General features: G+C 42.5%; 14 protein-coding genes and 1 pseudogene. 7 read left to right on the top strand and 8 right to left on the bottom strand.

Annotated elements, in window-relative coordinates; genetic code table 11:
• Positions 1 to 15: 15 nt before the first annotated feature.
• Entirely contained in the window at positions 16 to 1,254 is a 1,239-nt protein-coding gene (locus tag LXF01_RS08430; protein WP_233945399.1) for a CaiB/BaiF CoA transferase family protein, read from the top strand.
• Positions 1,255 to 1,732: 478 nt separating this feature from the next.
• Here LXF01_RS08430 and pcaD read toward each other — a convergent pair whose 3' ends face one another.
• From pcaD to LXF01_RS08460, 6 genes are all read right to left on the bottom strand, one after another.
• On the bottom strand, positions 1,733 to 2,512 hold the full coding sequence (gene pcaD, locus LXF01_RS08435; RefSeq protein WP_180115620.1) for a 3-oxoadipate enol-lactonase: 780 nt from the start codon (positions 2,510 to 2,512) through the stop codon (positions 1,733 to 1,735).
• A gap of 66 nt (positions 2,513 to 2,578) precedes the next feature.
• Positions 2,579 to 3,784 carry a 3-oxoadipyl-CoA thiolase gene (pcaF, locus tag LXF01_RS08440; protein WP_180115621.1) on the bottom strand — a complete coding sequence of 402 codons (1,206 nt, stop codon included), beginning with the start codon at positions 3,782 to 3,784 and terminating at the stop codon, positions 2,579 to 2,581.
• Between the two features lie 125 nt (positions 3,785 to 3,909).
• Positions 3,910 to 4,560, bottom strand: coding sequence for a 3-oxoacid CoA-transferase subunit B (locus LXF01_RS08445; RefSeq protein WP_233945400.1), 651 nt, complete (start codon positions 4,558 to 4,560; stop codon positions 3,910 to 3,912).
• A gap of 19 nt (positions 4,561 to 4,579) precedes the next feature.
• Positions 4,580 to 5,266, bottom strand: a complete 687-nt coding sequence (locus LXF01_RS08450) for a 3-oxoacid CoA-transferase subunit A (RefSeq protein WP_233943882.1) — start codon at positions 5,264 to 5,266, stop codon at positions 4,580 to 4,582.
• Between the two features lie 154 nt (positions 5,267 to 5,420).
• Positions 5,421 to 5,711, bottom strand: a complete 291-nt coding sequence (gene catC / locus LXF01_RS08455) for a muconolactone Delta-isomerase (protein ID WP_078190886.1) — start codon at positions 5,709 to 5,711, stop codon at positions 5,421 to 5,423.
• Between the two features lie 20 nt (positions 5,712 to 5,731).
• Positions 5,732 to 6,841 (bottom strand): muconate/chloromuconate family cycloisomerase, encoded by a 1,110-nt coding sequence (locus LXF01_RS08460; protein ID WP_233943886.1) that lies wholly within the window; start codon positions 6,839 to 6,841, stop codon positions 5,732 to 5,734.
• A gap of 103 nt (positions 6,842 to 6,944) precedes the next feature.
• Between LXF01_RS08460 and catM the strand changes: the two are divergent.
• A pseudogene (catM, locus tag LXF01_RS08465) lies at positions 6,945 to 7,867 on the top strand (cis,cis-muconate-binding transcription regulator CatM).
• A gap of 77 nt (positions 7,868 to 7,944) precedes the next feature.
• Here the strand turns inward: catM and LXF01_RS08470 are convergent.
• Positions 7,945 to 8,940, bottom strand: a complete 996-nt coding sequence (locus LXF01_RS08470) for an ABC transporter substrate-binding protein (protein WP_180023668.1) — start codon at positions 8,938 to 8,940, stop codon at positions 7,945 to 7,947.
• A 3-nt stretch (positions 8,941 to 8,943) separates the two neighbouring features.
• A complete protein-coding gene (locus LXF01_RS08475; protein ID WP_180023669.1) occupies positions 8,944 to 9,531 on the bottom strand; it encodes an ANTAR domain-containing response regulator in 588 nt (195 codons plus the stop codon).
• A 445-nt stretch (positions 9,532 to 9,976) separates the two neighbouring features.
• Between LXF01_RS08475 and LXF01_RS08480 the strand changes: the two genes are divergently transcribed.
• The 5 genes from LXF01_RS08480 (at position 9,977) to mobA (ending at position 19,375) form a co-directional block, all read left to right on the top strand.
• Positions 9,977 to 11,326 carry an MFS transporter gene (locus LXF01_RS08480; protein WP_180023670.1) on the top strand — a complete coding sequence of 450 codons (1,350 nt, stop codon included), beginning with the start codon at positions 9,977 to 9,979 and terminating at the stop codon, positions 11,324 to 11,326.
• 71 nt (positions 11,327 to 11,397) lie between these two features.
• Complete coding sequence (nirB, locus tag LXF01_RS08485; protein WP_233943902.1) at positions 11,398 to 13,944, top strand: nitrite reductase large subunit NirB; 2,547 nt, start codon at positions 11,398 to 11,400, stop codon at positions 13,942 to 13,944.
• Positions 13,945 to 14,057: 113 nt separating this feature from the next.
• On the top strand, positions 14,058 to 15,668 hold the full coding sequence (gene nirD / locus LXF01_RS08490) for a nitrite reductase small subunit NirD (protein WP_233943904.1): 1,611 nt from the start codon (positions 14,058 to 14,060) through the stop codon (positions 15,666 to 15,668).
• 291 nt (positions 15,669 to 15,959) lie between these two features.
• On the top strand, positions 15,960 to 18,752 hold the full coding sequence (locus tag LXF01_RS08495) for a nitrate reductase (protein WP_233943907.1): 2,793 nt from the start codon (positions 15,960 to 15,962) through the stop codon (positions 18,750 to 18,752).
• A complete protein-coding gene (mobA, locus tag LXF01_RS08500) occupies positions 18,752 to 19,375 on the top strand; it encodes a molybdenum cofactor guanylyltransferase (protein WP_442781369.1) in 624 nt (207 codons plus the stop codon). The genes LXF01_RS08495 and mobA overlap by 1 nt, the downstream gene beginning before the upstream one ends.
• Positions 19,376 to 19,399: the final 24 nt, after the last annotated feature.

Genomic DNA, 19,399 nt, shown 5'->3' on the forward strand with positions numbered 1-19,399 from the left:
CATCTGGAGTGAACTATGGGTGCATTAAAAGGAATTCGTGTATTAGACTTAAGCCGTGTTTTGGCAGGTCCTTGGTGCGGTCAAATATTGGCTGATTTAGGTGCAGACGTAATCAAAATTGAGCGTCCAAAAGTGGGTGATGATACACGTATGTGGGGACCACCTTGGATGCCAAATCAGCAAGGTCAAGCGACGAGAGAATCAGGCTATTACCAATGTGCGAACCGTAATAAATATTCTGTAGCCATTGATATTGCCAGTGAAGAAGGGCAAGCCCTAGTCCGTGAAATTGCCCAGACGGCAGATGTCGTGATTGAAAACTACAAAGCAGGTTCACTTGCAAAATATGGTTTGGATTATGCATCGCTCAGTGCGCTAAATCCAAATATCGTATATTGCTCAATTACAGGTTTTGGTCAGGATGGTCCACGTGCGGAAGAACCAGGCTATGACTTTATCATTCAAGGTATGTCCGGTTTGATGAGTATTACTGGTGAATCTGATGATGTAATCGGTGGTGGCGCACAAAAGGTGGGAGTCGCTGTGGTCGATATTCAGACCGGACTGTACTCAACGATTGCAATTCAGGCGGCATTGTTAGCACGGCAACATACTGGACGTGGTCAATATATTGATATGTCATTACTCGATGTACAGGTGGCGGCTTTGGCCAATCAAGGTATGAACTATTTGACCTCGGGCAAAGCACCCAAGCGCATGGGAAATAATCACCCGAATATTGTACCGTATCAAACCTTTAAAGCTAAAGATAAAGAATTTATTATTGCCTGTGGTAATGACAAACAATTTAAAGATTTGTGTATTGCGATTGGCTATAAAGAACTGCTAGATCAACCAAACTATTTACGTAATCAAGATCGGGTGAAGCACCGTGAAGAATTGATTCCATTATTGAGTGCCTATTTTCTGACACAAGATGCTCAAGTTTGGGTTGATGCGATTCATGCGGTAAAAGTGCCAGTGGGTGTAATCAACTCTGTAGAAGACGCATTAAATGAACCGCAAATTCAACATCGTCAAATGGTGGTGAATATTCCACATGCTTTAAATCATGATTTTAAAGTGATTGGATCACCGATGAAATTATCTGATACGCCTGTAGAATACCGTCATGCACCGCCGCAGTTAGGGCAGCACACAATCGAAATTTTGTCCCAATTTAAAACTGAAGCTGAATTAAATGAATTGGCTGCACAAGGTATCATTGATCAACTCAATCATCCTGCAGCTTAAAATTTCATGGGATTATTCTTCAAACTATTCTTCAATATCTGGTCTTAAACACCTATGAGGAATGAGTGGAGTTAAAAGTTTAGACCGAAGGACTCCAATACTTCGGTCTTTTTCAATATCAATATTCATTTACGGAGTGCTTTTAATGTTAATTTTCTAGATAAAGTATAATTATTCATTAAAGCTTGGGCCTGCAATACGGTCTTTATTTTTTCGTATGAAAGAGATGTCCATACTTTTGCGCCTTGATATTTTTTCTTTAAGCTATAACTTTAAAATTCTGGAATCCACAAACTAATTTCCGCAATGCTGCAGGCAATAAGCATTTATATGCCTATTTTTCAAGTCTACTAATTGCACAGAAAGATCTCGATACCACCTCCATTGGCGAGAGTATAAGTCTTCAAACGAAATAAAGCCCTGCACAATGGTAAGGCTCTATTTTAATAACATTACATTGAATTTGTTCAGCTGCTTATTATTGCTGTATAAAATTCTGCAAAGCCTGATTAAATGCATCTGGCTGTTCAATGTTTGAAATATGCGATGCATTAATTTCAAATAATTGGCTATTTGCAATGTGTTCTTGCATAAATTGACCATCTGCAACTGTAGTTACGGGGTCTTGTTGACCTGCAATAATTAATACAGGTACGTGAATAGACGAGATTTCATTGCGTAAATCCGCTTTAGCCAAAGCTTCACAACAACTTGCATAACCTTCTGGGCTGCCAGCTCCGAGGTCGTTACTCAAAGATTGTACAGTTGCCGTGTTACTTTGGATAAAGGGTTCTGTAAACCATCGTGATGCTGCCGTTTCTGCAATTGGTTTCAGACCTTGTTGACGGACTAACTGTGCACGTTCATTCCAAGCTGATTCTTGCCCAATTTTTGCAGCGGTATTGCATACAATGACATGGTTAAAGCGTTCAGGATGATGTATTGCAAGCCATTGACCTGTTAAACCACCCATCGATATTCCACAAAATGTGGCCTGTTGAATATTTAAATGATCCAATAAATGGATGACATCTGTACCCAATTGATCAAGGCTATAAGGCCCTTGAGGGGCAGAAGATGCACCATGACCACGTGTATCATAACAAATGACAAAATAATCCTGCTGCAGCGACTCTATCTGAGGCTGCCACATGCTGAACTTTGTGCCTAAAGAATTAGAAAAGACAATCGCAGGTTTGTTGGTATCACCAAAAGTTGCGTAATTAATCAAAGCATCATTGGATATAAATGTAGGCATATTTTGAATCCTTAATTTTATAAATCTCCTAAATCCCCCTATCAGAAGGAGGACTTTTATTGAGGATTAAACACGTTCAATAATCAAAGCGATGCCTTGACCGACACCAATGCACATTGAACAGAGGGCATATTGACCTGAAATTGCCTCAAGTTGATTTAACGCAGTCGTAACTAAACGGGCTCCAGATGCACCTAAAGGATGCCCCAAAGCAATAGCGCCACCGTTTGGATTGACATGTTTAGCGCCATCTTCCAAACCTAGTTCACGGGTAACCGCTAAAGCTTGAGCCGCAAAAGCTTCATTCAGCTCGATCACATCCATTTGTTCAAGGCTTAGACCTGTTTGAGCTAATAGCTTTTTGATGGCAGGCGCAGGACCAAAACCCATGATTTTGGGTTCAACACCCACTACCGTTGCCGCAATAATTTTGGCTCGTGGCTTTAACTTAAATCTGTTAACAGCATCATCTGAAGCAATCAGTAGTGCAGCCGCACCATCATTGATCCCTGAAGCATTGCCCGCAGTTACCGTCCCATCTGCTTTCACCACAGGTTTGAGTTTTGCTAAACCTTCTGCTGTCGTTGATGCACGTGGATGCTCATCTGTATCGACTATCAGTGGGTCGCCTTTACGCTGTGGAATGATTACAGGGATGATTTCTTTCTCAAAAAAACCATTGGCTTGTGCAGCAGCTGTACGGCGCTGACTTTCTAAGGCAAAAGCATCTTGATCAGCACGGTTAATATTGAATTGTTCTGCCACATTTTCAGCAGTTTGAGGCATGGTTTCCACGCCATACATTTGTTTGAGTATTGGATTGATAAAACGCCAGCCCATGGTGGTGTCTTCAATCTTTTGGCTGCGTCCATAAGCACTTTCCGATTTACCCATAACAAAGGGCGCACGGGACATACTTTCTACACCACCAGCAATAATTAAGTCTGCTTCATTTGCTTTAATTGCACGGGCTGCCATCGCAATTGCATCAAGTGATGAACCACAAAGTCGGTTCACAGTTGTAGCAGGAACTTGAAAAGGGACACCTGCGAGTAGCGACGACATTCGTGCAACATTACGGTTATCTTCACCGGCTTGGTTCGCACAGCCGTAAATCACGTCATCAACAGACTCCCAAGCAATACTTGGATTTCGCTGCATCAGTGCCTTAATAGGTAAGGCACCTAGGTCGTCGGTACGTACTGCTGCTAAACCGCCCGCATAGCGACCGAAAGGTGTACGGATTGCATCAATAATATAGGCATTTTTCATTTTATAAATCCTAAAAACTCAGCTCCTCCCTTTTAACGGGAGGTTGGGAGGGATTTACAGGAAGTTAATTTTTGAATATTAATCCTCCCTAAATCCCTCCTTTAATCAAGGAGGGACTTTTTGCTTTATGCTGTCGTATCTATCAGCTTTGCACCGGTCATTGACTGTAATTCGTCAAAGCTCAGACCCTCAACTTTTTCAATCACTTTCATGCCTTCAACTGTTACATCAATGACGCACAAATCTGTGTAAATACGATCGACACATTGCAGGCCTGTCGCAGGGTATGACAATTCAGCGACAATTTTCGGTTCACCTTTTTTGGTCACATGGTCTGTAGTAATAAAGACTTTTTTCGCCCCAACCGCCAAATCCATTGCACCACCTACAGCAGGAATTGCATCTGGCGCACCAGTATGCCAATTTGCTAAGTCACCATTTTGGGCAACCTGAAAAGCGCCTAATACTGCAATATCTAAATGACCGCCACGCATCATGGCAAAAGAGTCACCGTGATGAAAAAAGCAGCCACCCGTTTGCATAGTGACAAACTCTTTTCCTGCATTAATTAATTCAGGGTCTTCTTCGCCTTTAGCCGGAGGAGGACCAAAAGCCAAAAGGCCATTTTCTGAATGTAGAAAAACATCTTTGTCTGTTGGTAAATAATTTGAAATTTTAGTGGGCAAGCCAATGCCTAAATTGACATAAGCGCCATTTGGAATATCTTGTGCAACACGTTCAGCAATTTGATCACGGGTTAATTTGGTATAGCTCATGGTTCTTTCCTCACGTGATTTATGCAGATTGCTCAAGCTGTGCAGGTTGCACAGTAACAACATGTTGTACAAAAATACCAGGGGTAATAATGTGCTCTGGGTCCAATGCACCAAGTTCAACAACTTCAGAAACTTGAGCAATTGTCACATCTGCCGCCATAGCCATAATGGGACCAAAGTTACGCGCTGATTTGTTGTAAACCAAGTTGCCCCAGCGGTCGCCCTGATGTGCTTTGATTAAAGCAAAATCAGCTTTAATTGGATTTTCGAGAACAAAATCTTTGCCTTCATAATTGAGTGTAGGTTTGCCTTCTGCCAGCAACGTACCGAAACCAGTTGGTGTATAAATTGGACCCAAACCCATGCCTGCCGCCTGAATACGGCAAGCCAAATTACCTTGTGGTACAAGCTCAAGTTCTATTTTTCCTGCACGGTATAGCTCATCGAACACCCAAGAGTCGGATTGGCGAGGGAAAGAACAAATCATCTTACGGACAGCACCAGCTTTGAGTAATTTAGCCAATCCATAGTCACCATTACCTGCATTGTTGTTGACGATGATGAGATCTTTGATGCCAAGTTCAATCAGTCCATCAATCAGTTCAGCAGGCTGACCAGCCGTACCGAAGCCGCCAATCATAATGGTAGATCCATCCTTAATTTGAGAAAGTGCTTCTGTTAAGGAAGCGGTACTTTTATCAATCATGCTACGATCCTTCATCAAGAACGATAAAACTATTTACCTGACTAACCACTTCAGTCATGTAAGGCAGATAATCTTTTATTTCAAATATTTACAAACTTAAAAATGCAGATCAATGGACTCAAATCATGTGCTACACAATTGGAATCCAATCGCATCAGCTATCATCACTACGAACAGAAGAGGGATGACGATTTAAAGCCATAACTTCAATATTCATATACGGGTAAAGGGGCAACCCTTGTAAAATGTTGTGTAGCTCTTCATTGCTTTCAACATCAAAAATACTGATATTTGAATATTGACCAGTGATGCGCCAGATATGACGCCATTTGCCTTGACGTTGTAGATCTTGTGAATAAGCTTTTTCTACAGCTTTAATTTCATTGGCTTTTTCGACTGGCATATCTAATGGAATATTGACATCCATGCGTACTTGGAAAAGCATTTCTCACTCCTAGCTAAATGTTATTTGCGACGTAAGTCATCAATTTTGTTTTCATCAATTTCAATCCCTAAACCAGCTGTGGTCGGAATCTTGAGTTCGAAATCTTGATATTGAAGTGGGGTTTTTAAAATTTCTTCAGTTAGCAGCAATGGACCAAAAAGCTCTGTGCCATAAGCTAAATTGTCAAAAGTTGAAAATGCATGTGCCGATGCAATAGTGCCCACAGGGCCTTCAAGCATGGTTCCACCATATAAATCGATACCCGCAAGTTTGGCGATTTTAGAAACCTCACAGCCTTCGATTAAACCGCCAGACTGTGCAACTTTGACTGCAAAAACAGATGCAGAATTGTGCCGCGCAAGTTGATATGCCGTTTGCGGACCCATCAGTGATTCATCTGCCATAATGGCTATATCAAAACGACGAGTTAAACGGCGCATCGCGTCAATGTTATCGATTGCGCAAGGCTGCTCAATCAGGTCAACACCACCATCTTGTAACAATTGAATGCCTTTAATGGCATCTAATTCAGACCATGCACGGTTGACATCTACACGTATAGAAATGTCTGAACCTAATGCTTTTTTAATGGCTAAAACATGCTCAACATCAGCTTCAACGGGGCGTGAACCGATTTTAAGTTTGAAAATATTGTGTCGTTTTGCCGCAATCATCTTTTGTGCTTCGGCAATGTCTTTTTCCGTATTGCCAGATGCAAGTACCCAAAGAACAGGTAAGCTGTCACGTAAACGACCGCCCAATAATTCACTCAAAGGCAGATTTAAACGCTGCGCCAAAATATCGAGTAGCGCCGTTTGAATGGCACATTTAGCAAAGCGATTGCCGTTAATATTACGTTTAATGGCTTGCATGGTTTGAGCAACATTCAAACCAGTGAGGGTTTTCAGTAAAGGACTAAAATAAGTTTCAATATTGGTACGAATGCTTTCAGGGCTTTCTTCACCATAGCCTAGACCACCAATCGTCGTCGCTTCACCCCAACCGATATAACCATCTTCGGTAGTGATTTTAATCAAAACAAGGGTTTGCGTTTGCATGGTTGCAACAGCCATCTTGTGCGGACGGATTGTTGGGATTTCCACGAGCAGGGTTTCAATCGACTTATACATCTTGCATATTTCTTATCTATCCAACTATTTATATACCCTAATTTAATGTAATATCTTTAACTAGAGCGATTTTGGTATTTTTAGATACTTAAAAGGTATATAAATGGAATTAAGGCACTTACGTTACTTTGTCACCGTGGTTGAAGAGCAAAGTATTACCAAGGCAGCAGAAAAATTATGTATTGCTCAGCCACCTTTGAGCCGCCAAATTCAAAAACTTGAAGAAGAGCTGGGGATTACGTTGTTTGAGCGTGGTTCTAGACCCGTGAAAACCATAGAAGCAGGTATGTTTTTTTATGAGCATGCTGTGCAGATATTGACGCATACCGCCCAGGCCACAACCATGGCACAGCGGATTAATGCCGTCGATAAAACTGTCCGCATTGGTTATGTCAGTTCGCTTTTATACGCATTATTGCCGCAAATTATTTATTTATTTCGACAACGCAACCCAGATATTCATGTTGAACTCATAGAATGTGGTACACGCGACCAGATTGAAGCCTTAAAACCGGTCGAATTGATATTGGTTTTGGACGACTTCGATTAACAGATCCGTCTATTAAACGTGTTTTATTAAGAAAAGAAGCGCTACGTTTAGCTATTCATAAAAACCATCATTTGGCTGAATTTAAAGACAAAGGCATTTATCTTTCTCAAATTTTAGATGAACCAATTTTTGCCTACCCTACGACACCTAAACCGAATTTTTCCACCCTCATCCAATCCATTTTTACCGAATTAGGACTTGTACCTAAACATTTAACCGAAGTGCGTGAAATTCATATGGCTTTGGGCTTGGTGGCGTCGGGAGAGGGCATTTCTCTGATCCCTGAAAGTGCCAGTGATATTGGCATGAAAAATTTGATGTATATCCCAATCTTAGATTTGGAAGCCTATAGTCCAATCTCTTTGTCGGTACGCAATATGGATCATAGTAATTACATTCCAAAGATACTGGATTGCATTCGTGAAGTCTTTGTTGAAGAAAATATCGATCTGCGCGCCATCGATGCAGATGCATAACTAAGTCAAGGTTTCATGGTCGATGTAACACAAGATCCACTATTCAGATGATAGGGTCTTATGGAATATCAATCACTTCAGCCCAAAGCATCCTGATAAATACAAGACTGAGCTATTTCAAAAACCTTTTCATCTTCAATATTCAATTGATCATATTGCTGCATTTTTTGAATCATCCATTCAAAATCTGAAGTTTGTGGCGCTTGGGTCTTACCAAAATTTTGAATGATTCTTTTGATCCGATGAAAAGCCTCGACGTGAATCTGCTCAGAACAATCAAAACGGATGATGTGATATTGCTTTAACAAAGAAAATATTTCAGAAAAATGCGTTTGTTGAAGCAGATCGTTTTGGGCTTTTTGGATGGCAAGATTGATTGCGTTTAAGGTATTAGGATGTTTTTCTGCCCAATCATGGGTAAAAGCCAAAACTTTATCTGGAATATGATCAATAATATCTTGACTATTGACGATAATACGACTATAGCCTTGTATTTCAGCTTGCGTATTCCACGGCTCTCCGACACAGAATACATCAATTCGTTGCGTTGATATTGCTTCGACCATATAAGGCGGTGGTAAAGTTGAAAACGTTTGCGTTTGAGCAATTTCTGTGTCTGCAAGTGCCAGCCATTCTCTTAGAATATAATGATGAATCGAATGCTGAAAAACATGCGCCAACTGAATCGTTTGATTCTGTTTTACCGCAGATACGATTTTCTCTGCTGAATTTTTTGGAAGATCCAAAGCATGGATATTTAATTCATAGCACAGCTTTTGACTCAAACTAATATAAGCACAATTAGTACTGAGTGTAAGAGAGGTTTGTAAGGGAATGCCGAGATGGTCTTTACCTGTCACAGACGCAGGCAGCATGGCCGATAAGCAATGGGCAGCATCTAAAAAACCAAAAGCTAGACGGTCGCGTAAACTTGCCCAAGATGGTTCTTGAGTCAGTGTGACATTTAACCCTTGTTCAGCAAAATATCCTTGATGTTCTGCCCAGAGCAAAGCAACACAGTCGAGTAAAGGAATATAGCCCAATTGAATATCTGTTTTTTCAAGCTTTTGCATGGTTTATTCCTTAAATTGAGACTGTAACAACGCTTGCGCATCAAGCAGCCGACGCGCCATTTCACCCATTGTCATACGGTGACTCATGGCATTTTTTCTCAGCAAATTGAATGCTTGATCTTCGGTTAAACCATGCATTTGTATTAAAAGCACTTTGGCTTTTTCAATATCTTTTCGATCGGCCAATTTGCACTTGGTTTCAGCCAAATCATTCAGCAGTTTTTTATGCTTTTTATATTGTTCAATTGAAATTTCTAAAATGCTATTCAAACGTGCAGGGTCAATGCCATCGACAATATAAGCCGTCACACCTGCATCAATCGCGCTTCGGATAATTTCGAGACTCGAATTTTTAGTAAATAGAACAGTCGGTAAGTCAAATTGGCTGACACAGCTTTCAATGACATCGCGATGTGGATGATCCATATCCAATAAAATCACATCTGCATGAATATTTTGCAGATATGACATATTTAAATGATTAATCATGAAACTGGCGACCACATCAAAGTCATGCTGAATTAATGAGGCTTGAATAAATTCAGCGCGTTCTTGATCATCATCAATCAGGGCTATTTTTAGTTTTGGCATGCAAACACTCAGACAGAGCCAAACAGATACGTATTGAGCTTGCTAAGCAAATTAGATGCCAAATCTAAAGGCAATACAAAATATAAATCTGCTTCTATGTTTGAGCATAGTTATGTGCGCATTTTTAAATTGAACCATTTCCATGCACTGATCTTGTGCAGGGCTGAACCACGCTTGAACATTTAGCTGCATCTCTATAGGCACATTGACTATCTATTCACCTTAATTCGCTTAATTTCTGACAAGTCGGCGTTCAAAGCCGCAATGTAAAGATGAATTGAAGTCGAAAATAAAAACTTGGCATGGCTCGTGCTTAATACTTGTTGAGTCAATGAAGACTCTAAAAATTTGTTAGACGGCCAACGACGTCCGTTCTGATCGACTCTGTTATGTGTTAGCGACATAACCGAGTAATTCATGCGTTCAGTTCAGTCAGGAGAAGGTTATGTCTTCAAATTTAAATGCCAAAAAAGCCACAAAAATAAGTCTATTTAATTTTTCTTCAGCAGCAATGCGGGCCTTCCACATGAGTTGGCTCGCATTCTTTGTTTGCTTCTTTGCATGGTTTGCCTGTGCGCCTTTGATGCCAGTGATTGCAGGTGAATTTAATCTAACAAAAGACCAAATCGCTAATATTAATATTGCTGCGGTTGCAATCACCATTTTAGTTCGTCTGATCGTTGGGCCTTTATGTGATAAATACGGCCCGCGTAAAACATATACAGCATTATTAATTGTCGGCAGCATCCCAGTCTTTGGGGTTGCATCTGCGAATAGCTATGAATCTTTTCTTTTCTTCCGCTTGTTGATCGGTGCGATCGGCGCAAGCTTTGTCATCACGCAATACCACACTAGCATTATGTTTGCGCCTAATGTGGTGGGTACAGCCAATGCGGCAACCGCAGGCTGGGGTAATGCAGGCGGCGGTGCAACTCAAGCCCTCATGCCTTTATTGCTTAGCGCACTCGTTATGTTTGGTGTAGAGCAAGCGATGGGTTGGCGCATAGCGTTAATCGTTCCTGGTGTGATGATGTTGATCGTAGGCGCGCTGTATTGGAAATTTACCCAAGACTGCCCGCAAGGCAACTTTAAAGAACTGCGTGAACAAGGCGTTGCAGTCGGTTCAGATAAAAAAGGCGGTGTAGCCATTCTCATGCACGCTGCACGTAACTATCGCGTATGGATTTTATTTGGCGCTTATGCAGCTTGCTTCGGCATTGAAATCTTTATTCACAACATTATTGCGCTGTATTACGTCGACAACTTCCAATTTGGATTAAAAGAAGCGGGTATGGCAGCAGGGATCTTCGGTCTATTGGCACTGTTTGCCCGCGCGCTCGGCGGCATTGTTTCAGACAAAGTCGCGACTACCAAAGGCTTGGATGGCCGTACCAAAGTTCTGTTTGCGATGATTCTGCTAGAAGGACTGTTTTTAATACTGTTCTCGCAAATGAGCACGCCAATCTTCGCCATTCTTGCCATGACAGTCTTTGCGCTCTTCACCCATATGGCGTGCGGCGCAACCTATGCCTTGGTGCCATTCATTGACCGTGATGCTTTAGGCGGCGTGGCAGGCATTATCGGCGCAGGCGGTAACGTTGGTGCGGTAGCTGCAGGATTCTTGCTTAAAGGCATGTTGGATATTCAAACCACGCTGATGGTGCTTGGCGGTTTGGTGGTGATTGCTGCAAGCTGTGTGCTGATGATCCGCTTCTCTGTAGAGCATAAAGAAAAAGAACAGCGCTTATTTGAACAAGCTGTGAATGAAAGAAATCTAGCTGAAGCTCAAAACTAATACTGAAAGTTGCCTCTAAACAAAACATAGCGCTTTAGGGGCAAACAAAAAAAATATTGCGGAGTAAGAATATGAAAATCATCATGATTGGTCATGGCATGGTTGGCCACAAGTTTATCGAATCTGTACTGGAACACGCAGGTGATGATGTTGAATTAACCATTTTAGCTGAAGAGCCGCGTCTTGCTTATGACCGTGTGCATTTAACTGAATACTTCAGCGGCAAGTCAGCGAAAGACTTAACCCTGTGCCGCAGCGACTTTGCTGATGCATACGGTATAGATTTACGCCTGAGCACCAAAGCGGTTGAAATTGATCAGCGCAATAAAACGGTCACAACCAATCACGGTGATATTCTTTCTTTTGACAAGCTAGTGCTCGCAACAGGTTCATACGCTTTTGTGCCACCAATTCCAGGCAATGAACGTGAAAACTGTTTTGTGTACCGTACCATTGAAGACTTAGATGCCATCCGCGCAGCCAGCTTGAATGCTAAAACAGGCGTGGTGATCGGCGGCGGTTTATTGGGTTTGGAAGCAGCAAAAGCGCTGCGTGATTTAAACTTAGAAACCCATGTTGTTGAATTTGCACCACGCTTAATGGCAGTTCAGATTGATGATCTAGGCGGTAAAGTTTTACGTTCTAAAATTGAAAATCTAGGTGTTAAAGTCCATACGCAAAAAGCAACATCTTGCATTGAAGATGGTGCAAATGCGAAGCACGTAATGAAGTTTGGTGATGGTTCTGAACTGGAAACCGATATCATCTTATTCTCTGCAGGTATCCGCCCGCGAGATGAATTAGCGCGCCAAAGCGGTTTAGCCATTGGTGAGCGTGGCGGTATTGTAATTAACGATTATTGCCAAACTTCAAACCCTGACATTTATGCAATTGGTGAATGTGCGCTTTGGCAAAATAAAATTTATGGCCTAGTTGCGCCGGGCTATGACATGGCACGTATTGCAGCAAAGCATGTGATGGAACAAAACTGTACGCTTTTCGCTGGTGCAGATATGAGCACCAAGCTGAAACTGATGGGAGTTGATGTTGCATCTGTAGGCGATGCGCATGCAATGACACCAAATTCTTTAAGCTATTTCTATGCAGATGAAGCAGCTCAGGTTTATAAAAAAATTGTCGTGAATGCAGAGAAAACTAAGCTGCTAGGTGCAGTATTGGTGGGCTGTGCTAAAGAATACAATGACCTGCTGCAAATGATGCTGAATGGCTTAGAAGTTCCAGAAAGCCCAGAAAGCCTAATCATGCCTGGCTATGCACAATCTGCAGGTAAATCGGGCGGCAGCGGTGTCGATCTGCTGCCAGACAGCGCAACGATTTGTTCATGTAACAACGTCTCTAAAGCAGATATTTGTTCAGCCATTGCTGACGGATCGACTTCTTTAGGCGCATTGAAAAAATGCACCAAAGCTGCAACAGCTTGCGGCGGCTGTGCGCCATTAGTCACTCAAGTACTTAAATCGGAGCTTCAGCGTCAAGGTGTAACTGTAAATAACCATTTATGTGAACACTTTGCTTATTCACGCCAAGAGCTCTATCACTTGGTACGTGTGAACGAAATCAAAACCTTTGATGACCTGATTCAACAGCATGGCCATGGTTTAGGCTGTGATATCTGCAAACCGACGGCAGCCAATATTCTAGCGTCATGCTGGAATGACTTTGTACTTAAACCAAGCCATGCGGGCCTGCAAGACAGTAATGACTACTACCTCGGCAATATTCAAAAAGATGGTTCATATTCAGTAGTACCTCGTATGGCTGGCGGTGAAGTTACTCCGGATGGATTAATTGCCGTGGGTCAAATTGCCAAAGAATATGGTCTATATACCAAACTTACAGGCGGTCAGCGTGTTGATATGTTTGGTGCACAAGTGCATCAACTGCCTGAAATCTGGGAAAAATTGATTGCTGCTGGGTTTGAGTCTGGCCATGCCTACGGCAAATCACTGCGTACGGTGAAATCTTGTGTCGGCAGTACTTGGTGCCGTTATGGCGTGGACGATTCAGTCGGCTTGGCGATTTATTTAGAGAACCGCTACAAAGGCCTTCGCTCACCGCACAAACTGAAAATGGCTGTGTCGGGCTGTACCCGTGAATGTGCTGAGGCGCAAAGTAAAGATGTGGGCGTGATTGCGACAGAAAAGGGCTGGAACCTTTATGTATGCGGCAATGGCGGTATGAAGCCACGTCACGCAGAGCTTTTGGCATCAGACTTAGATACGCAAACATTGATCAAATACATTGACCGTTTCTTTATGTTCTACATTCAAACAGCAGACCGTTTGCAGCGTACTTCTGTATGGCGCGACAACATGGAAGGCGGTTTAGATTACCTGAAAGATGTCGTTGTGAATGATTCGCTTGGCGTAGCGGGTGAACTTGAACGCCGTATGAGCCATGTTGTGGGTACATATCAAGATGAATGGCGTACTGCTGTAGAAGATCCTGAAGTACGTAAACGCTTTGTGACTTTCGTGAATGCAAAAGCAGAACAGCAAAATGATCCGCATATTCAGTTTGCATCCGTTCGCGGTCAAATCAGACCCAAAACAGAAGCTGAACGCGATTCGTCACGCATTCCAGTGGTTGAAGCTTAAGAGAATAACGAATTTAAAACTTCTTTTATTTGATTTACATCCTTATTCGGTTTCTCGTTAAAGCGGAAATGAAAGATGGTGAACTAAAAGAAGTTTAAAAAAGGATGAAGAATATGACAATTTTAAAAGAAATGAATGATTTAGACTGGTTTGATGTTTGTGCATTAGAAGATATTACGCCAAATACAGGTGTGGGCGCACTGATTGAAAATCAGCAAATTGCGATATTCCGTGTCGGTGAAGAAAAGCGGGTTTATGCACTGAGCAATCAAGATCCGTTTAGTCAAGCCTATGTTATGTCCCGCGGTATTATTGGTGACTTGCAGGGTGAGCGTGTTGTGGCATCACCCATTTATAAACAGCATTTCAGCCTTGCTACTGGACGCTGCTTAGAAGATAAAGACCAAAAACTCTTGGTTTTTCCAAGCAAAATTGAAAATGGCCGTGTGCTGATTAGTCCAACTGCTCAAAAAACCTATATTACCAATAACGCGCCATCGTCTGAGTTGATGAAACTTGTTTTGGTCGGCAATGGCTTAGCAGGTATGCGTTGCTTAGAAGATCTGCTGGATATGGCGCCAGAGCGTTATGAAATTACGGTCATTGGTGAAGAACCTTGGGGTAATTACAACCGAATTATGCTTTCACCTGTGCTTTCAGGTGATAAAACCATTGAAGATATCATGCTGCATTCACATGCTTGGTATAAAGACAAAAATATCCGTTTTGTAGCAGGTGATGCGGCGGTACGCATAGACCGTCCGCGCAAGCAGGTATACACAGAAAAAGGCTTGGTCATCGATTATGACCGTCTGATTTTAGCGACAGGTTCTAAGCCATTTATTCCGCCTATACCGGGAACTGACTTAAAAGGTGTTCTCAGCTTCCGTGATATTTATGATGTAAACCGCATGCTGGATTACTGTAAATCTAAGCAAAATGCAGTGGTGATTGGCGGCGGTTTACTTGGCCTAGAGGCTGCGTATGGCCTGAAACAGCGTGGCATGAATGTCACAGTACTGCATTTGATGGATCGTATTATGGACCGTCAGTTAGATGAAAAAGCCAGCTTAATGCTCAATCATGCGATTGAACAAAAAGGTATAAAAATCATGACCGCAGCAAATACCCAAGAGTTGATGGGTGAAGATGGCCATGTGAAGCAGCTGCGTTTGCAAGACGGTACTGTTTTAGATGCAGATCTTGTGGTTTTTGCGGTGGGTATTCGTCCGAATATTGAGCTTGCGCAAAGTGCAGGACTGCGCTGCGGCCGCGGTGTCATGGTGAATGACACCATGCAAACTTTTGATCCGAGTATTTATGCGGTGGGTGAATGTATTGAACACCGAAGCCAAACTTTCGGTTTAGTTGAACCGCTTTGGGGACAGGCATTCATTTGTGCATCGCATTTGGCCGAACATGGCAGCTTAACCTTCAAAGCGCCTACGGTTCCGACGCAGTTAAAAGTCAGCGGCTGTGATGTTTTTTCTGCAGGCAACTTTGAACCGTTAGAAGATTTTGAAGATATTATTTTGAATGATGAAAAACGCCAAATCTATAAACGCATTATTATTCAAAAAGATAGAGTGATTGGTGCTGTGCTGTTTGGCGATACTGATGACGGGGTATGGTATGCAGAATTGATTTCAGATCAAACTCCAATTTCAAGTATCCGAAACAAATTGCTGTTTGGTAAGGATTTTGCATTAAAGAAAGCAGGGTAACGGAATCGCCCTGATAAAAAAAGATACAAGATTTAAATCGTCATTGGATACGCGATAACGTCATCCGCTGTTGTTTAAGGCAGGATTGCAGATGAATAGTCATGTATTTGCAATACATCTGTTAGAAGCCGGTAGTGGACGAGTTCAGCGGATGACAATGGTTTTGCCTACTTTTCCCGAAAGAAAAGTAGGTCGAACCGAATGTTGACCTTTAAATATAAACGTAAATGAAAAGACACCGATTCGAGCGTGTTAAGTGTTTAAAAAAGTTTGGAAAAGGAGCCAGCAGAAGTGAATAGCATCCCGATAGTGGAACTGCATAGCTCCACAGAAAATAAAATTAAAACAACGCAAACCACTTGTCCATATTGCGGTGTCGGCTGCGGCGTGAGCGCAACAGTTGAACAGACAGCTTTAGGGCAAAAAGTGAGCGTGACTGGCGATGCGAACCATCCATCAAACTATGGCAAGCTGTGCATTAAAGGCAGTAACTTAGCCGATACGATTGGATTAGAAACACGTGTTTTACAGCCGATGCTTGGGCGTCAAACATCACCATTTCATACTCGTCAGGCTACAGATTGGAACACAGCAACAGCACTGATTGCCGAAAAATTTCAGCAATGTATAGATCTTTACGGACGTGAAAGCATCGCTTTTTATGTGTCGGGCCAACTGCTGACGGAGGATTACTATGCCGTTAACAAATTTGTCAAAGGCTATTTAGGTACTGCAAATATTGACACCAATTCACGGCTTTGCATGTCATCGGCTGTGGCGGCACATAAGCGTGCATTTGGTGAAGACCTTGTACCAGCAAGCTATGAAGACTTTGAGCATACAGATATGGTGGTGCTGGTCGGATCCAATACAGCATGGTGCCATCCCGTGCTGTATCAGCGCATTATGAAAGCCAAAGAAGAACGTGATTTGTTCGTGGTGGTCATTGATCCGCGCTTTACCAGTACCTGTGAGGCTGCAGATTTGCATTTGCCAATTTTACCGGGGCAAGATGTCGCACTGTTCAACGGTTTGCTGCAGTATCTAGTACAAAATAATCATAGTGATGTAGATTTTATCGCCAAACATACTCAAGGTTTGATGCAAGCGCTGGAGCAAAGTGAAACAGAAACTTCTATGACAGCAGTTGCTGAACGTACAGGTATTTCTTTAGAAAAATTACAGCTATTTTTTGAAAAATTTGCGCAAACTGACAAAGTTATGTCGCTATTTTCGATGGGGGTTAATCAGTCTTCGCGCGGTGTAGACAAAGCCAACAGTATTATTAATTGCCATTTACTTACAGGCAAAATCGGAAAATTAGGTGCAGCGCCATTTTCTATGACAGGTCAGCCCAATGCGATGGGCGGCCGCGAGGTTGGCGGCTTAGCCAATATGCTGGCTGCGCACTTAGATGTCGATAACACGGCGCATCAGGCATTAGTACAAGCGTTTTGGCAAAGTCCATTTATTGCCAATAAAGCGGGATTAAAAGCAGTTGATCTGTTTCAGGCTGTAGAAAGCGGGAAAATCAAAGTCATTTGGATTATGGCGACAAATCCTGTTGTGAGCTTGCCAGATGCAGATCAAGTCAAACGTGCCTTAGAGCAATGCGAGTTTGTAGTGGTGTCGGATATTTGCAAAGACACAGACACAGCAATATATGCAGATGTGCTTTTACCTGCATTGGGCTGGGGTGAAAAAGACGGAACCGTTACCAATTCTGAACGCCGTATTTCACGTCAAACTGCATTTTTAGATGCGCCAGGTGAAGCCAGAGCAGACTGGTGGTCTATTGCACAAGTTGCGAAAAAGATGGGTTATAGCGGTTTTGACTACAGCAGCAGCTATGACATATTTATTGAACATGCAAAATTATCTGCTTATCAAAATGCGCCTTTAGATCAACGTGATACAACTGAGTCTTTTCGCTACTTTAACTTGCAGGGTTTAAGTAAGTTATCTGCACAAGATTATGCTGAATTAAAGCCCGTGCAATGGCCAGTTTGGCAGTTAGATCAGAGCGCTGATGCAGTCGGCCGTTTGTTTGCAGCAGGCCAATTCAGCCATGCCGATACCAAAGCTAAGTTTGTCGCAACAACCGCTATTGACCCTTTGAACAAGATTTGCGGCGAATATCCGCTGGTTTTAAATACTGGCCGTATCCGTGATCAATGGCACACCATGAGCCGTACGGGTTTATCTGCAAATTTGAGTACACATATCGCCGAACCATTTTGTGAAATACACCCGCAAGATGCACTGAAGTTTGGTGTTAAAGATGGTGAACTGGTTGAGGTGAAATCTAACTGGGGCTTATGTATTTTACGTGCACAGGTCAGCAGCAATATACGCCGTGGACAAGTTTTTGCGCCAATTCATTGGAATGATCAGGTAGCGTCCGATGCGAGAATTGGTAAAGTGGTTAACCCTGTGGTTGATGCGCTTTCAGGCGAACCTGAGTTTAAACACACACCTGTATTTGTGCAGCCGTTTTATACACAGTGGCAAGGCGTGCTGTACGTGCGTCAGGGCTTTGAACACATTGTGCAATCTACCATTCAAAATACGATTTGGTGGACTAAAGTCACCACAGCAAAAGCTACTCGCTATGAACTTGCAAACCGTCAAAAATTCAGCACTACAGCGCAGCAGCTGAAAAACTTGCTGCCATTTACTGACGAATCATTTGAATGGCTGAATTTAGAGGATCAAACGGCACATTTAAGCCATTCTGTGGTTCTGCAAGACGGTCATCTGATTGCAAGCTTGTATATTGCGCCTAGAGCATTGCTGCCTGATCGTGATTGGATTGCAGGCATGTTTAAGCGTGAACGGCTGAGCGCAATGCACCGCAAAGCGCTGCTGGCAGGTCAGCCAATGAATATGACCAACAGTGCAGGTCCGCTGGTGTGCAGCTGCTTTAAAGTCGGCAAAAATACCATTATCGAAACCATTAAAGAAAAGAATATTAGCCATGAAAAACAAGTCACAGCATGTTTAAAAGCCGGCGGTAATTGCGGTTCGTGCTTAGCAGAAATACGGGGTTTGATTAAAGCCTGTCAGACGGAGTACGCAGAATGATGAAGAAAATCATCAAATCAGTAGGCTATCCAGAAACAGACTTGGTTATTTTGGCGGGTGGTCAGGCCCGCAGAATGAACGGAATGAATAAAGTGCTGCAAAAATTTGATAATGAAATTCAGCTGATTAAGATCCATCAGCAGTTGAAATCACGGGTTGAAAATGTCTGGATCAACAGCCATCGTGACCATTCGATTTATAAACGGCTCATTCCCTCGATCCGCTTTTATCAAGATGATGAAGCCGGATTTTTAGGGCCATTGATAGGGATGAAAAGCGCGTGGTCACATGTTGAGTCTGATTATGTTTTGTTTGTCCCGTGCGATGTGACCTATATCCCGAAGAAAGTGCTTTCGAGATTGCATCAGGCCATGCAGCGGGATCCCTTGTGTGAAGTAGCTGTAGTGGAAATTAATGGCAAAGCGCTGTATCCATTTTGTTTGCTGAAACGAAGCAGTCTCACAATGCTGCAGGTGCATCTTGATCAAAAACAGCGCAGTTTGAAGGGGTGTTTTAGTAAAATGCACATGCAAGTTGCACGTTTTCAAAATAATGCACTCTTTTTTCACAGCATTAACTCTCTAGATGAGCTGCAGCAGCACCGTCAGCTGAATTTTCTCTAAAAGCTGTACCTTTTGCGGAGCTTT

It is taken from the genome of Acinetobacter sp. SH20PTE14 (genome assembly GCF_021391555.1).
GTDB lineage: Bacteria > Pseudomonadota > Gammaproteobacteria > Pseudomonadales > Moraxellaceae > Acinetobacter > Acinetobacter amyesii.

Coding starts and splice junctions, on each gene's coding strand:
- LXF01_RS08430 (WP_233945399.1), top strand. CDS start 16: ATGGGTGCATTAAAAGGAATTCGTGTATTAGACTTAAGCCGTGTTTTG.
- pcaD (WP_180115620.1), bottom strand. CDS start 2,512: ATGCCTACATTTATATCCAATGATGCTTTGATTAATTACGCAACTTTT.
- pcaF (WP_180115621.1), bottom strand. CDS start 3,784: ATGAAAAATGCCTATATTATTGATGCAATCCGTACACCTTTCGGTCGC.
- LXF01_RS08445 (WP_233945400.1), bottom strand. CDS start 4,560: ATGAGCTATACCAAATTAACCCGTGATCAAATTGCTGAACGTGTTGCA.
- LXF01_RS08450 (WP_233943882.1), bottom strand. CDS start 5,266: ATGATTGATAAAAGTACCGCTTCCTTAACAGAAGCACTTTCTCAAATT.
- catC (WP_078190886.1), bottom strand. CDS start 5,711: ATGCTTTTCCAAGTACGCATGGATGTCAATATTCCATTAGATATGCCA.
- LXF01_RS08460 (WP_233943886.1), bottom strand. CDS start 6,841: ATGTATAAGTCGATTGAAACCCTGCTCGTGGAAATCCCAACAATCCGT.
- LXF01_RS08470 (WP_180023668.1), bottom strand. CDS start 8,940: ATGCAAAAGCTTGAAAAAACAGATATTCAATTGGGCTATATTCCTTTA.
- LXF01_RS08475 (WP_180023669.1), bottom strand. CDS start 9,531: ATGCCAAAACTAAAAATAGCCCTGATTGATGATGATCAAGAACGCGCT.
- LXF01_RS08480 (WP_180023670.1), top strand. CDS start 9,977: ATGTCTTCAAATTTAAATGCCAAAAAAGCCACAAAAATAAGTCTATTT.
- nirB (WP_233943902.1), top strand. CDS start 11,398: ATGAAAATCATCATGATTGGTCATGGCATGGTTGGCCACAAGTTTATC.
- nirD (WP_233943904.1), top strand. CDS start 14,058: ATGACAATTTTAAAAGAAATGAATGATTTAGACTGGTTTGATGTTTGT.
- mobA (WP_442781369.1), top strand. CDS start 18,752: ATGAAGAAAATCATCAAATCAGTAGGCTATCCAGAAACAGACTTGGTT.